Source organism: Corynebacterium kefirresidentii, from assembly GCF_016599755.1.
GTDB lineage: Bacteria > Actinomycetota > Actinomycetes > Mycobacteriales > Mycobacteriaceae > Corynebacterium > Corynebacterium kefirresidentii.
In genome coordinates this window covers 168,476-183,463 of record NZ_CP067012.1, presented here as the reverse complement: position 1 = coordinate 183,463, position 14,988 = coordinate 168,476, and the positions used below count along the sequence as shown (strand labels likewise).

The 14,988-nt window shown below is 55.7% G+C and carries 14 protein-coding genes; 7 read left to right on the top strand and 7 right to left on the bottom strand.

What is annotated here, in order from left to right; all coding sequences use genetic code 11:
- The first annotated feature begins 393 nt into the window (after nucleotides 1-393).
- The 6 genes from pepN (at nucleotide 394) to I6I12_RS01165 (ending at nucleotide 7,614) form a co-directional block, all read left to right on the top strand.
- Nucleotides 394-2,919 carry an aminopeptidase N gene (pepN, locus tag I6I12_RS01190; protein WP_200288487.1) on the top strand — a complete coding sequence of 842 codons (2,526 nt, stop codon included), beginning with the start codon at nucleotides 394-396 and terminating at the stop codon, nucleotides 2,917-2,919.
- Nucleotides 2,920-3,001: 82 nt separating this feature from the next.
- Nucleotides 3,002-3,550 (top strand): RNA polymerase sigma factor, encoded by a 549-nt coding sequence (locus I6I12_RS01185; RefSeq protein ID WP_023020188.1) that lies wholly within the window; start codon nucleotides 3,002-3,004, stop codon nucleotides 3,548-3,550.
- 84 nt (nucleotides 3,551-3,634) lie between these two features.
- Nucleotides 3,635-4,561, top strand: a complete 927-nt coding sequence (trxB, locus tag I6I12_RS01180; RefSeq protein ID WP_023020189.1) for a thioredoxin-disulfide reductase — start codon at nucleotides 3,635-3,637, stop codon at nucleotides 4,559-4,561.
- A gap of 6 nt (nucleotides 4,562-4,567) precedes the next feature.
- Nucleotides 4,568-4,891, top strand: coding sequence for a thioredoxin (gene trxA / locus I6I12_RS01175; RefSeq protein WP_023020190.1), 324 nt, complete (start codon nucleotides 4,568-4,570; stop codon nucleotides 4,889-4,891).
- A gap of 85 nt (nucleotides 4,892-4,976) precedes the next feature.
- Complete coding sequence (locus tag I6I12_RS01170) at nucleotides 4,977-6,158, top strand: N-acetylmuramoyl-L-alanine amidase (RefSeq protein WP_023020191.1); 1,182 nt, start codon at nucleotides 4,977-4,979, stop codon at nucleotides 6,156-6,158.
- 94 nt (nucleotides 6,159-6,252) lie between these two features.
- The gene (locus tag I6I12_RS01165; RefSeq protein ID WP_023020192.1) at nucleotides 6,253-7,614 is read left to right on the top strand and encodes an MFS transporter; all 1,362 of its coding nucleotides are present in this window, start codon (nucleotides 6,253-6,255) and stop codon (nucleotides 7,612-7,614) included.
- 596 nt (nucleotides 7,615-8,210) lie between these two features.
- Here the strand turns inward: I6I12_RS01165 and I6I12_RS01160 are convergent.
- The 7 genes from I6I12_RS01160 to rpmH are packed head-to-tail and all read right to left on the bottom strand — an operon-like array spanning nucleotide 8,211 to nucleotide 12,509.
- A complete protein-coding gene (locus tag I6I12_RS01160; RefSeq protein ID WP_023020193.1) occupies nucleotides 8,211-9,251 on the bottom strand; it encodes a ParB/RepB/Spo0J family partition protein in 1,041 nt (346 codons plus the stop codon).
- A 6-nt stretch (nucleotides 9,252-9,257) separates the two neighbouring features.
- A complete protein-coding gene (locus tag I6I12_RS01155) occupies nucleotides 9,258-10,106 on the bottom strand; it encodes a ParA family protein (RefSeq protein ID WP_023020194.1) in 849 nt (282 codons plus the stop codon).
- Between the two features lie 10 nt (nucleotides 10,107-10,116).
- Entirely contained in the window at nucleotides 10,117-10,716 is a 600-nt protein-coding gene (rsmG, locus tag I6I12_RS01150) for a 16S rRNA (guanine(527)-N(7))-methyltransferase RsmG (RefSeq protein WP_034656078.1), read from the bottom strand.
- 29 nt (nucleotides 10,717-10,745) lie between these two features.
- On the bottom strand, nucleotides 10,746-11,723 hold the full coding sequence (gene yidC, locus I6I12_RS01145; protein ID WP_200288486.1) for a membrane protein insertase YidC: 978 nt from the start codon (nucleotides 11,721-11,723) through the stop codon (nucleotides 10,746-10,748).
- 13 nt (nucleotides 11,724-11,736) lie between these two features.
- Nucleotides 11,737-11,952 carry a membrane protein insertion efficiency factor YidD gene (gene yidD / locus I6I12_RS01140; RefSeq protein ID WP_080971176.1) on the bottom strand — a complete coding sequence of 72 codons (216 nt, stop codon included), beginning with the start codon at nucleotides 11,950-11,952 and terminating at the stop codon, nucleotides 11,737-11,739.
- Between the two features lie 47 nt (nucleotides 11,953-11,999).
- A complete protein-coding gene (rnpA, locus tag I6I12_RS01135; protein ID WP_023020197.1) occupies nucleotides 12,000-12,362 on the bottom strand; it encodes a ribonuclease P protein component in 363 nt (120 codons plus the stop codon).
- A 3-nt stretch (nucleotides 12,363-12,365) separates the two neighbouring features.
- The gene (gene rpmH, locus I6I12_RS01130) at nucleotides 12,366-12,509 is read right to left on the bottom strand and encodes a 50S ribosomal protein L34 (RefSeq protein WP_003847033.1); all 144 of its coding nucleotides are present in this window, start codon (nucleotides 12,507-12,509) and stop codon (nucleotides 12,366-12,368) included.
- 669 nt (nucleotides 12,510-13,178) lie between these two features.
- On the opposite strand from rpmH, the gene dnaA reads away from it, so the two are divergent.
- Nucleotides 13,179-14,816 carry a chromosomal replication initiator protein DnaA gene (dnaA, locus tag I6I12_RS01125; protein ID WP_200288485.1) on the top strand — a complete coding sequence of 546 codons (1,638 nt, stop codon included), beginning with the start codon at nucleotides 13,179-13,181 and terminating at the stop codon, nucleotides 14,814-14,816.
- Nucleotides 14,817-14,988 lie beyond the last annotated feature (172 nt).

Here is a 14,988-nt window from a genome sequence, read left to right as displayed (position 1 = left end):
AGCCTCGGAACGATCCCTGCACTACGAAAGTAGGAGTAAATCGCCGAGGTTATTGATTTTTCCGGACGATTAATTTCTTGCACGTCTTTAGATTTAGTCGTGAGGCCCACCATACTGTGTACCTGAGGCGGCAACTAGGTTCTTTCGCAAATCTTGCGTGCTGAGATGAGATCGCCCACCTCCGCGCGCGGTTGCGTCCTCTAGTGTGGTGTAACGCTTGCAGATGGTCACTGACACCTTGCGCCACTTGAAGAGTGTGGACCGGGCAAAACTGATCCAACAGGTCCACAGCGAGATCCCGATACCCGCTGGGTATTTTGCTCCTAAAAGGCAGCGGAACTTAGGACCCCAACCCCGTACCCTACGTGACGGAGGTAACTATAGTTCCTAAGTATGACCGCACCACAAAATAAGACGCAGCACGAGTTGCTCCAAGAACGCGCAGCAGCGGTGGACCTGCTCGCCTATCACCTCCACCTTGATCTTTCGGAGGTACTCGATAGCCCCACCTACCGCGTGACTACCCGCCTCGAGCTCACCAGCAATGAGCCCGAGCTCTTCCTGGATTACCTGGGAGAATCGGTCGCGGAGTTAAAGGTCAATGGCACCCCGCAGGAGGTGGACTTTGATGGCAGCATCATCCGGCTACACGGCGTGCCAGTAGGGGAGGAGCTGACCATCGAGGTCACCAGCCACTCCCGTTATTCGCGCACCGGCCAAGGCCTGCACCGCATGCACGATCAAGCCGATGACGCGACCTACCTGTACTCACACCTCGAGCCTTCCGATGCTCGCCGCATCTTCCCCTGCCTCGAGCAGCCGGATCTCAAGGCCGTCTTCCACGTGCGCATGACCGCACCGAAGCAGTGGCAAATCCTCTCTAACCAACCGGAAGTCGAGCGCAGTGAGGATGGTGACCTCGCCACTGTTACCTTCGCGCCGACACCGCCGCTGTCGACCTACCTGACTTCCTTCGCGGCAGGCCCTTACCAGTATCAAGAGCGCACGTGGACCGCCCCGGATGGCAGCCACTCGGCACAGTTGCGCGCCTTTGCTCGCGCGTCCATGTTTGAGTACCTCGACGAGGAAATCTTGGACCTTACTGCCCAGGGCATGGACTTTTTCCACCAGAACTTTGGCTATCCCTACCCGTGGGGCAAGTACGATTCCATCTTTGTTCCCGAATACAATCTCGGCGCGATGGAAAACCCTGGTCTCGTCACCTTCACGGAGAACTACATTTTCCGCTCCCACGCCACCCGCGCGCAGCATGCCGGCCGCGCGAATACCATCCTGCACGAGATGTCCCATATGTGGTTCGGCGACTTGGTTACACCACAGTGGTGGGATGATCTATGGCTCAAGGAGTCATTCGCGGAGTTCATGGGCGCGGACTCTTCCGTGCACGGCACCGAGTACACCGAGGCCTGGTCCAACTTTGCCGGCGCCCGCAAAAATTGGGCCTACCTGCAGGATCAGCTGCCCACCACGCACCCAATTAAGGCGGAGATCCCGGACGTAGATGCCGCGCGCCAAAATTTCGACGGCATCACCTATGCCAAGGGCGCGGCGGTGCTCAAGCAACTGGTGCACTATGTCGGTCGCGATAATTTCTACGCTGGGGCGCGCGACTACTTCCAGGAGCACGCCTTTGCCGCCGCCACCTTTGATGACCTCCTGAAGGCGCTAAAAAAGCACACAGACCGCGATCTTGATGCTTGGTCGCAGGCCTGGCTGCGTACGTGGGGTCCAGATACGCTCATCCCGGAGCTGCACACCGAAGGCGAGAAGATTGCGGAGCTGGCCATCCTTGCAGAAGCCGAGGACGTCTGCCGGCCACACCGCCTGACCGCCTCGCTTTTTGATGCCGACTTACACAAGTATCGCGAGATCGACATCGATCTCCCCGCCGGCGATGACACCACCCGCACCATTATCGATGAGGCGGCCGGCCTTCCGGCCCCAGAATTGCTACTGCTTAACGACGCCGACCATACCTACGCCAAAATCCGCTTCGACGACACCTCCCTAGAAACGGCAGGGAACCGCCTGACCGAAATCGAAGATGATCTCACCCGCGCTATCATCTGGACCGCACTATGGAACCTCACCCGCGATGGGGAAATGTCGGCGATTGATTATGTGGGGGTCGTCGTCAAGCACGAAGCCTACGAGACCAACACGACGCTGCTGGCTACTGCCTGCGCAAATGCCAATTTTGCGATTGCCCATTATGTTTCGGAAGCCGACCGCGAGCAGGTCCGCACCGACTATGCCGAGGCAATCTGGGGCCATCTGGACGAGGCCGAACCAGCCTCGGACGCCCAGCTTGTACTCGCTCGCGCCGCCATCCGCGCACTCGCCGCAACGCCGGAGGAATCAGGCACCGCGCGCCTTAAGGCCCTGCTCTCCGGTGACATTGCCGGCCTTCGCTTGGACCCCGAAATCCGCTGGTCCATCCTGCGCGCACTCGCCGCCCGAAATGCCGTAGAACTAGACGAGTTGGAGAAAGAAAAACAGCGCGATAATACGCTGACCGGCGCTACGGAATTCCTCGGCGCCAGCCACGCTTTCCCCACACCAGAGACCAAGCGTGCCGCGTTCGATAGGGCGCTCACGCCTGGCGCCTACTCCAATGCCGAGGTAGACGCGCTGGTCGCCGGATTCAATGCCCCACGCTCAGCTGCACTGCAGGAGGCCTTTGCGGAGGAATTCTTCTCCCGCGTGGAAGAGATCTGGGCCGCGCACCCGATTGAGATTGCCAACCGCCTCATCCGCGGCTTCTATCCACAGCTGCCCATGGCCGACGACGCCACCACCCGTCTGCTGCACCGTGAGCTGCCAGGAGCACTGCGCCGCGTACTGCTCGAGTGTCGCGATAATCTGCGGCGCACGCTTCGCGTGCGGGCTGGTCAATAGACTGTACTGTCCAGCGCTCGCGCTCTGCTTCCCCTCGGGTCACACTGTGGTTAACAGTTGTTGATCCGGGGGGAATCTACATATGACACTGAGTCATGACCGCAGTGACGAAGAATTAGTTGATGCTTTCATTGAAGGTGATAATAAGGCCTTTTCCACCATCGTGGAACGCCACCGCACGCGGCTGACCACCGTGGCACGCCGCTACACCAAAAACGATCACGATGCCCAAGATGTGGTCCAGGAAGCCTTCTTGCGCGCCAGCTGCAACCTGCACTCCTATCGCCGCGAATCCGCGCTATCAACCTGGCTACACCGGCTGGTGAAAAATTCTGGCTATGACTACCTCAACCATCGCTCGAATAGGGAAAATGCCTCATTAGATACGGAGGACTTCGACGACGATCGCAACCCGCTGCTCGCGCATAATCCTTCCGAAAACCTAGCGGAGCAGCTGGCGGTGCGCGAAGCCATGCAGTTGCTGCGCGAGGATCAACGCGAAGCGCTGGTGCTTACCGACGTCGCCGGGTTCCGCGTCGGAGAAGTTGCCACTGCTCAAGGAGTAAAGCCCGGCACCATTAAATCCCGCTGCGCCCGAGCGAGGGAAGTCCTACGCGCGGCCATTGGGTGAGTTTGCTAATACCGACGTTTGTCAGTGTGGCGGGTAGACTCATGGCGTTACGCGAAACCACACTCTGATTTAAGGGAGTTAGCAATGACCGTCCACGATGTTGCCATCGTAGGTTCCGGCCCTGCCGGTTATACCGCCGCGCTGTACGCGGCACGCGCCGAGCTCAACCCGATTGTCTTCGAAGGCTTCGAGTACGGCGGCGAGCTTATGAATACTACCGAGGTAGAAAATTACCCCGGCTTCCAAAAGGGCATCATGGGCCCTGAGCTGATGGAGGAAATGCGCGCCCAGGCCATCCGCTTCGGTGCGGATTTGCGCATGGAAGTCGTTGACTCGATAGAGCTAGAAGGCGATATTAAGAAGCTGCACGTGGGTGACGAGTTCTTCGAGGCCCGCGCCGTCATCCTCGCCACCGGTGCCGCCCCGCGCCACCTTGGCGTTCCAGGTGAGGAAGAACTTACCGGCCGCGGCGTTTCTACCTGCGCTACGTGCGATGGCTTCTTCTTCAAGGACCACAATATTGCTGTTATCGGCGGCGGCGACTCCGCCATGGAGGAAGCAACCTTCCTCACCAAGTTCGCGGACTCCGTCACCATTGTGAACCGCTCCGAGAACTTCCGCGCCTCTAAAATCATGCTGGAGCGCGCCCAGGCCAATGAGAAGATTAAATGGGAGACTAATAAGGTCGTCGAAGAGGTCATTGAAGCCGACGGCAAAGTTGGCGGTCTCAAGCTCAAGGACGTCACCAACGGCGAGACCTCTACCTTGGACGTGACTGCCATGTTCGTAGCAATTGGCCATGATCCGCGCTCTTCCTTCCTCAATGGTCAGGTCGAGCTAAATGACAATGGCTATGTTGTAGTTGAACAACCCACCACCAAGACCTCCCAGCCTGGCGTTTTTGCCTGCGGTGATTTGGTGGATGACCACTACCAGCAGGCAATTACCGCGGCCGGCTCCGGTTGCCGCGCGGCAATTGATGCGGAACATTTCCTCGCAGAAAGCCGTTAATTCAGTATGAGCAACGTCAAGAAAGTAACCACCGATACCTTCCGCAAGGACGTCATCGAGTCCGATAAGCCCGTCGTCGTCGACTTCTGGGCCGAATGGTGCGGCCCCTGCAAGAAGCTATCCCCCATCTTGGAAGAGGTAGCAGAGGAGCTAGACGGCGAGGTCACCATCGCCAAAGTCAACGTCGATGAAGAGCGCAACCTAGGTGCCATGTTCCAGATCATGTCCATCCCTAACGTGCTGATTTTCAACCACGGCGAGAAGGTAGACGAATTTGTTGGTCTGCGTTCTAAAGATGACATCGTGGCGCAAGTGAAAAAGCAACTTTAACTGTTAATCTAATTCCTATTAGATTAAGCGTGTAGAAATTCTGAAATGCGGCCCCTAAACACGGGCTGTGAAAGGGGTAAAAGACGTGAACCGCGTTCTTCGAGTCGGCGATACAAGCGTGCGTGTAGCTGAGGCTCGCGCCACCTTGGCCCGTCTCGGCCTCTTGTCAGATTTCAAGGGGGAACTTTCTGCGTGGAAAAAGCAGAAGTACTCCGAGAGCGACAAGAGCTTTGATGCCAATTTGTCTGAGGTCCTCAAGGCCTTCCAGCAATCGCGCGGCATCGTGCCCACGGGAGAGATCGATGATCTCACCCTGCGCGAACTGCGCCAGGCCTCGTATACGCTCGGCAGCCGTGTACTTGCCTACGAGCCCGCAAATGAGCTCGTGGGTGATGATATCTCGCAGCTCCAGCAACAGCTGCAGGAGCTGGGCTTTTACCAGCAGCGCGTAGACGGCCATTTTGGCACCAATACCTACGCGGCGCTCAAGGAATACCAACACAACTGTGGCTTGCAAGAAGATGGTGTATGCGGTCCCGCCACCATCCGCGCCCTCAGTCTGCTTGGCCGCCGTATCACCGGCGGATCCGCGCACAATATCCAAGAGCGCGAGCGCGTGCGCAACGCCGGTCCTAAACTGGCGGGCAAGCGCGTTGTGATCGATCCCGCCTTGAGCGGCGGCGACGCCGGCCAACAGGTCAAGGGACGCTTTGGTGATATTTCTGAGCAAGAGATCCTGTGGGACCTCACCCAACGCATCGAGGGACGCATGATTGCCGCCGGCATGGAGACCATCATCTCCCGTCCTCGGACCTCCGATGCGGACGTGAAGTCCCGCGCGGAGTTAGCCAACGCCTTCGATGCGGACATTGTCATCTCTTTGGCTTGTGATTCCTATCCCAATGAGAAGGCCAATGGTGTTGCCACCTTCTATTTCGGTTCCGAATCCGGCAATTCCTCGCTTATTGGTGAGACCCTATCCGGCTTTATCCAGCGTGAGATTGTCGCACGCACCGAGCTGCTGGACTGCGGCAACCACGGCCGCACCTGGGATCTGCTTCGCCTGACCCAAATGCCGGTCATCCAGATCGTGCTGGGCTACCTCACCAACCCAGAAGACATAAAGATCCTCACCAATCCGTCCCGCCGCGACGATATTGCTGAGGCCATCGTCATCGCGGTAAAGCGTATGTATCTCATGGATCAGGATACAGTTGTGACAGGTACCTATAAATTTTCTGAACTCCTTCAAGCTGAGCAGTCCTAAGTCAACGAGATCTGCCCACAAATCTTGGTTCGAAGCGAATCATTCGATTAGTATCTACTGATAATCTTCATTTCTACTATTTGAATGGATCTTCATGATGGATGCTTCGAGCCCCTCCGCGATCTCTCCCAAGGAAATGGGACGTGTAGTAGCTGCAACCACAATCGGTACGGCGATTGAATGGTACGACTATTTTCTATACGCTGCAGTAGCCGGACTCGTTTTTAACCAAGTAATGTTTTCTCCCTTAACCGGAAGTTTGGCCAGCATCGTGTCTTTCGCTTCTGTGGGCCTATCGTTTTTGTTTCGGCCCCTCGGTGCGTTTTTAGCCGGCTACTATGGAGATCGCTACGGTCGACGAATCGTCCTCATGGTCACACTTTTCTCCATGGGGGGCGCAACCACTTTAATCGGCCTCTTACCTACTTACGAAACGGTAGGTCTATGGGCTCCCATTATGCTCATTTTTCTCCGCATTATTCAAGGCGTATCCGCTGGAGGGGAGTGGGGATCAGCGGTATTGCTAGCGGTTGAACATGCTCCGAACCAGAAGCGTGGCCTTTACGGTGCCGGACCCCAAATTGGAGTTCCCATCGGTCTTCTCATGTCCTCGGGAATTTTATCCATTATGAATAGAATTGCGCCCGGAGATGCATTCTTTCAATGGGGTTGGCGCGTCCCCTTCTTACTTTCCTTCGTGTTGGTTATCGTGGGCTACTTAGTAAGAATCGGCGTCGATGAATCGCCGGTTTTCAAAGTTATAGCGGGCAACAAAAGTCATGAGGGCCCGAATCCCATTGGAGTTCTCTTCAAACAGCATCTACCTCTTGTATTTGTCGCCGCACTGGTATTTGCAGGCAACGGAGCTGTAGGTTATATGACAGCAGGAGGCTATATTCAAAATTATGCCACCAATCCAGAAGGACCCATTTCCTTTGAGCGCGGTGATGTGCTCAACGCAGTTACTTTGTCTGCCGTAACTTGGTTAATATTCACGCTATTCGCCGGCTGGGTGTCGGACTATATCGGTCGACGAAGGACTTATCTCATTGGATTTGTCGTACAGGCAATTGGAGCTGGAATACTCTTCCCACTGGTCAACTCAGCTTCACTGGGCCTTCTTTATGTCGCGCTTATCTTTCTAACTGTAGGCCTAGGACTAACTTATGGTGCCCAGTCCGCCATGTATGCTGAGCTCTACCCTGCATCCGTTCGTGCATCAGGGGTATCGATATCTTATGCCATTGGATCAATTCTCGGCGGCGCATTTGCACCTATGATCGCTGCATCTTTAGTAGATGCAACAGGCACAACAGTTGCGGTTACAATCTATCTAGTAACTGCAAGCCTCGTAGGTTTTACTGCTATCTTGCTTCTCCAAGAAAGAAAAGGTATCCCTCTTAGCCCTGATTTTGAAACGGAACAATCTAAAAGTCCGTTTATTTTTGGTAAGTAACCTAAACAACAGTAGAACTGAGCCATCCGATTCCAATAATCTTCACTGTGACTATTTTATGGTCAATTCGTGGAGTTTCGGACAAATGATCCGAGTCGAACACGCTCTGCTTGACAGGCTGTAGCTGTCATTGAACGATTCTGAATCAGAATAGGAGAGTAACGCCAACGTCCCTCTCTGACGGCCTTTCAACCCGAGCAGATCAGAAGTGCAATTCAGGGGTGTACCAATTACTTCTTCTACTTTTCACTTTGACAAAGAGTAACGATTTCCTTGCAAGTGAATTGTAAAACTTCACAGAGAGGTATTTAACTACATAAAGCAAATTCGGCAGCAATGCAATAATTGCAAATAATTCATCATCCCAAAGTTAGCAACATTCTATTGAACGACACAAGAACCCCCCTTTAGGAGATTCTACGTCCGTATCAAATCTAAATACCTGGAGACGTCAATCGAAAGTTCAGAAAGCCATTAGCCTGACTTTAGGAGTTAAATAATCAGTGCTGCTACTAAAGCCTGCCTTGGGATTAAAAGATCGAATATCTTAAGTGACCGCAAAATAGCATTTGTTTAAACTTTCCATCTTTCGAAAGTTATCCACCTGGCTGCATTAGTGCCATGATGCGCTCAAAATCTTCTTGGTCACCAAATTCCACGACCATCTTGCCCTTGCGTTTGCCCATGGTCACGGTGACTTTGGTGTCAAAGCGATCAGATAGGCGCTCGGCAGAATCGGTGAAGTACTGCGGCTGTGGTGCCGGCTGCTTCTTTTTTGATTCGGCCGGCTTGCCATCGCGCTTATAAAGGGTGACTGCCTCCTCAGTGGCGCGGACGGACAGGCCCTCCGCGATGATGCGGTTGGCAATATATTCCATCGCCTCCGTGTCATCCAAAGACAGAAGCGCACGCGCGTGGCCGGCGGATAGGGTACCAGCGGCTACCCGTTTTTGTACCTCTACCGGCAGCTTAAGCAGGCGCAGCATATTGGTCACCTGTGGGCGCGAGCGGCCAATGCGGTCCGCCAGCTCGTTCTGGGTAACGCCAAACTCTTCCAATAGCTGCTGATAGGCGTGTGCCTCTTCCAGAGGGTTGAGCTGCACGCGGTGGATGTTTTCCAGCAGGGCATCGCGCAGAAGGTTGTCATCCTTGGTATCGCGCACGATGGCTGGAATAGTAGCCAGACCCGCCTTGGAAGAAGCGCGCCAACGGCGCTCACCCATGATGAGCTCGAAGCCACCCTCCTCGGAAGGGCGAACAACGATGGGCTGCAAGAGGCCAAACTCGCGGATCGAGTGAACGAGCTCGCCCAGCTCATCCTCGTCGAAGACGGTGCGTGGCTGCTTCGGATTAGGGATGATATCCCCAATGGAAATCTCGCGGTAGGTCGCACCGATGGGAGCCGGGGTGGCCTGACGCTTCTTCGAAGATTGTGAGCCAGAACCCTGTTGAATGGTGGGCGCGCCCTTTACACGCTTGCCGTCGCCGCCCTTGCGGCCAGGCTGCGGGGTGGCATTTCCCAAGATGATATCCGCCGCGGAATCTCCCAGCCGCGGCTTGCGGGTAGGGGCATCAGGGCCGGATGGGATGAGTGCGGCGAGACCCTTGCCGAGTCCACCTTGCTTCTGTTCTGCCATGAGTTCCTATCCTTCCAATTCCGCGTAAATCTCTGGGCTCACGCCAATCGCCCCGGTGGTCGGGTGCGGGCGATAATCGCCGCGCCGGTTAAGCTCGCGCGCCGCCGCAAGGTAGGCGCGGGCACCGGTGGACGAAGGAGCGTAATCAATAACCGTAGTACCGTATCCCGGCGCCTCCGAAACGCGCACGGAGCGCGGGATAACATTGCCCAACACCACGGCACCAAATTGCTCGCGAACGTTATCTGCCACATCTTCTGCCAAGCGCGTGCGGGCGTCATACATGGTCAACAGCACGGCAGAGATATGCAGATCCTCGTTGAGGTGTTCACGGATCATGGAAATATTTCCCAGCAACTGGCCCACACCCTCGAGGGCGTAGTACTCGCATTGAATCGGGATGATGACCTCTTCCGCGCACGTCATCGCATTGATGGTAAGCAAACCTAGCGATGGCGGGCAGTCAATGAAAACGTATTCGAAGCCATGCTCCTCGAGGAAGCCGTTATGCAGGGCGTCATAAAGCCGAAATTCGCGGCGTACCAAGGACACCATTTCGATCTCCGCGCCAGCCAAATCAATGGTGGCGGGGATGCAGAAAAGGTTCTCGTTGTGCGAAGAAGGCTGCATAGCCTTCTCGGCACTGCAGTCCCCGAGGAGCACCTCATAGCTGGAATCGGTGCCGGAATTATGTTCCGCACCCATGGCCGTGGAAGCATTTCCCTGCGGGTCAAGATCGATCACCAGCACTTTCTTGCCCTCTGCGGCAAGCGCTGCGGCCAAGTTGGCGGCGGAGGTGGTTTTGCCTACGCCGCCTTTCTGGTTAGCAATGGTGATAAGGCGCGGATTAGTCATGCCGTCTACTTTAGTTCACGCGCGGGACACGAATGATCGTGGTTCCCTCGATGGTTCTGACCTCGGCCTTTCCACCGCCGGCCTTCTTGATGTCAGCGGCATCGCGTTCTAGTTCCTCATGTACCGAAGAGCCCTTCAGTGCGATCATCTCGCCCCCCTTGCGCACTAGCGGCAGCGACCACTTCGCAAGCTTACCCAAGGGCGCGACGGCGCGCGAGGTCACCACATCGGCCCCCGCCACGGCCTTTTTAATCGGGCCTTCCTCAGCGCGGCCACGCAGGACCGTCACATTGTCGAGCCCTAGTTCTTCTACCACCTCGTTGAGGTAGTTATAGCGCTTCAACAGCGGCTCAATCAGGGTTATCCGCAGGTCTGGGCGCGCAATGGCCAGCGGAATGCCAGGCAGTCCGGCACCCGAGCCTACATCGATGACCGTGGTGCCCTCGGGGATTGCCTGCTTGACGACGGCGCAGTTAATAATGTGCCTGTCCCACAAACGCGGCACCTCCCGGGGGCCTATAAAACCACGAGTGGACCCGTCTGTAGCGAGCGAATCATGGTAAGCCTGCGCGAGGGGCAAGCGGGAGCCGAATACTACTGACGGGTCCATCTTGGACACGATGGGGTTCTCCTCCGTGTTTATTTGTTTTTGCGCTGTTTCTTGGTGCGGTTGTCCTTCTTGCGGGCACCCGGCTTAGGTGCGGAAGTCCGCTTGGCCTCAGCCTTCGCGGCTTCCTCTTCTTCTTCCTCGCGGTCCATCTTGGCATAGACGATGCGGGTTTGGAAGAAGGTCCAGACCGTATTGGCCATCATGTAGAACAGCAAACCGATTGGCCAGATGAAGCCGGAGAAGATCAGCATAGCTGGCATGACCCAGAGCATCATCTTGGACATCATGGCCATTTGCTGTTGCATCATTTCCGCATTCTGGCCCTGTGGCGCTTGGGTCTTACCGGCGGCGCGGCGCTGTTCCTGGCGGTTTAGGCTCATGCGGGCGTTGAAGTGCGTCATAACCGCAATCACGGCGATCATCGGAACGATGATAACGGCGGCCTGGCTGGTGGTTACGCCCTCCACAATCGGCGAGTTCAAGCGCAGGTTGGTCACCAGCGGGACATCGAAAATCTTGGCATCCAAGAACTGCTGGACCAGCTCCGGCTTAAAAATGTAGTTGGCAGTATTTGCGTTGTCCTCAACGGACATTGGATCGCCACTGGGGTGGCCAATGCCACCGGCTACGGCGACGGTGCGGTCGAAGGAGCGCAGTACGTGGAACAAACCAACGAACATTGGAATCTGCACGAATACCGGCAGGCAGCCGGCCATCGGACGAACGCCGGATTCCTTGTAGACCTTCTGCATTTCCTGCGCGGCCTTGGTCTGATCGTTGCCGTACTTCGCACGGATTTCCTGCACCTTAGGCTGGATTTCCTGCATCTTGCGCGAGGAACGAATCTGGCTGATGGTCGGCTTGACCATTAGCGCCTTAAGCGTCCAGGTCAACAGCACAATGGCCAGAATCCACGTAATGCCCCAGGATGGGTCCATCACGAGGGAAAGCAGCCAGTGCCAGAACCATAAAACGGCCGAAATTGGCCAGTAGATGAAATTAAGCACGAGTGTTTAATCCTCAGTTGTTGTTGGGGTCCGGAACCGGATCAAATCCGCCCGGATGCCAGGGGCCACATTTGCAGACCCTGGCAATTGCCATCGCCGTACCCTTGAATGCGCCATGTTTGGATAGCGCTTCAAGAGCATAAGCACTGCATGTCGGTTCAAACCGACAGGTCGATACCATCTTAAGGCCAGAGACATGTTTTTGGTAGAAACGAACCACTTTGACCATTGGTGTGGCCAATCCTCTGGCTGGGGGAATCTCCTCCCCGCGGGAATTTAGATATCCCATTGCTTGCGCAGTGCTTTAGCAAGATCTTTTTCTAATTGCTCACTGCTAGCAGTGGCGCTAGCGGGCAATGCACGAATGACCACATCCACGCTGGCGGGCAGCTTGGGAATGAAAGTCATGCACACATGGCGAAGCCGCCGGGAGGTGCGGTGGCGAACCACTGCATTCCCGACGGCTTTAGAAACAATTAAGCCAAAGCGCGGCCCAGTGGCTGCGATTTCGGCCTCCTTGTCCGTACCTGCGTTATCGCGCGCATGCACGACTACCGTACGAGTGCCCGCCCGGCGACTGCCCTTCATCGTGCGCCGAAACTGTGTCGGCGATGTGAGCTTGTGCTGGGCCGGAAGCATAACTTACGCAGTCAGCTTTGCGCGGCCCTTCTTGCGACGAGCCGCAACGATTGCGCGACCTGCACGAGTGCTCATGCGGGTGCGGAAACCGTGCTTACGAGCACGACGACGGTTGTTCGGCTGGAACGTGCGCTTACCCTTTGCCACGTTAATTCTCCTTGAAGTTGTGCGTAGGCACACCACCGCTAACAGCGGCGCACCCACTGATGATTAGATTCCATGAACCTGACGCATCACAGTCTCTCCGGTGCACGGCGAGCCGACGGGCCCAGCCAGTGCGAGGTGACGCTGTCACTTTCACGCGCAACTCTTTGTTGCAATAGACCATGCCAGATTACGTGATTTCTGCCGCTAGAAACAAATCGACACCCGGGTACACCCGAAATTACATAAATGTTTTTTCCTGCAGCTAGGCGGCCAGATTCCGGGCTCTTACTGCGCCGAATCCACCGCACTGGAGGACCTATCCAGATCGGCGTCCAGGGGGTGAATTTTTCTCACTAGACACACCCGCCGCTTCGGCGGTACAACAGAAGAATCAAATTCCACAGCCAAGCCTGGCATGTGGATAACTCTAAATCAACGCTTGAGACTTTTGCAGTTTCCGCAGCTTAACGCCATAAACCGGCCAATGAAGAGTTATCCACAGCCATGAACTAAGCTGTGAATAACTCTTTCATCCACACCTGTGGATAACTCTGTGGAGATCGAGGTGACTCGATAAAAACCACTGTGAAAACCACGGTGGAATCCACGGTGAAAATTGTTATTCAATGTCCACCCGTTCCCGACTGAATTCCACAAAGGTAGCCTGTTGTGACTGACCCACAAGCGAACCTGCATGCCATTTGGCGCGCGGTCGTTGATGACCTGCTCGCACAATCCGAGCAACCCAATTCCGAGGTCCCTAGTTTTTCCCATTCACAGCGCCTTTACCTCCAACTGGTCCGCCCCATCATGATGGTCGAGGGCTACACCCTCGTTGCCGCCGAGAACCTCGACGCCAAAAATGTGGTCGAAAATGAACTGGGTGAGTACATCGCCAAGGCCTTGACCCGGCATCTCGGGCGCCCCTGCTCCTTCGCGGTTACCTTGGCCACTCCGCAGGAACCACAACCAGCGGCCACAGAGCCTTCTCCACAGGCAGCTCCGCCGCAACAGCAGCAGGCTCCGCAAGCGCAACAACCCCAGCACACGGAGCCTCCCCAGAACTACATTCCGCGCCCGCAACACTCTGATACCGGTACGCAACCAGCGCCCGCACAAAACAACTGGCAATCCAGCCATGCCCCAGCCAGCTTGGATGAACTTGTCCAGCACTATAACCAGCAGCAGGCGCAGTCCGCGGGAAATTTCACCGATGCTAGCTCTAACTCCGCTCGCATCCCGCGCGAGGCTCCGGCACATGATCCCAACCGTGAAACTTCACTGAATCCGAAGCACACCTTCGATAGCTTCGTTATCGGTTCTTCGAATCGTTTTGCCAATGGTGCAGCCGTTGCTGTGGCCGAAAATCCCGCCCGTGCATATAACCCACTATTCATCTGGGGTGGCTCTGGTCTAGGCAAAACGCACCTTTTGCACGCCGCTGGTAATTACGCCCAGGTGCTGCACCCGGGTCTGCGCGTGAAATATGTGTCTTCGGAAGAGTTTACGAATGACTATATTAATTCGCTACGTGATGACCGCCAGGAATCCTTCAAACGGCGCTACCGCAACCTCGACATCTTGATGGTCGATGATATCCAGTTCTTAGAGGGCAAAGAATCCACCCAGGAAGAGTTCTTCCATACTTTCAATGCGCTGCACCAAGCCAATAAGCAGATCATTTTGTCTTCGGACCGCCCGCCGAAGCAGCTGACAACGCTGGAGGATCGCCTCCGCACGCGCTTTGAAGGCGGACTTATTACCGATATTCAGCCGCCAGATCTGGAAACGCGTATCGCGATTTTGATGAAGAAGGCGGCAAATGACGGCACCGAGGTGGATCGCTCCGTGCTTGAGCTCATTGCCTCGCGCTTTGAATCTTCCATTCGCGAGCTCGAAGGCGCTCTTATCCGCGTTTCGGCCTATTCCTCTTTGGTAGATGAGCCAATCAACGTAGAGATGGCGGAAATCGCATTGCGCGATCTGGCCCCGGATTCCGCTGATCGGCAGATCACCGCTACCTCAATCATGGAGGTCACGGCAGACTTCTTTGATATTGATGTGGAAACTCTGCGCGGCGCCGGCAAGAAGCGCGCGGTAGCGCATGCTCGCCAGCTGGCAATGTATTTGTGCCGCGAGCTTACCGAGCTATCCCTGCCCAAGATCGGTGAACAGTTCGGCGGTAAGGACCACACCACCGTCATTTATGCCGATCGCAAAATCCGCAAAGAGATGACCGAAAAGCGCAATACCTATGACGAGATCCAGGCGCTTACCCAACGCATCAAGAATCGCAGTCGCGCCTAAGCCTTAGCGTGCTGCCTCAGCGCTCTCCTTTATATAAGGAGGGCGCTTTTGTTTTCCCGATCCCGCTTCCCAGATTTCGCCGGGGTCACTTGGGGTTGAAACCAGCTAGAAAGCTAGACAGAATCCTCCACGCCGCACCGGCACACCCGTGTAATTTCACAAATAAGGCCCG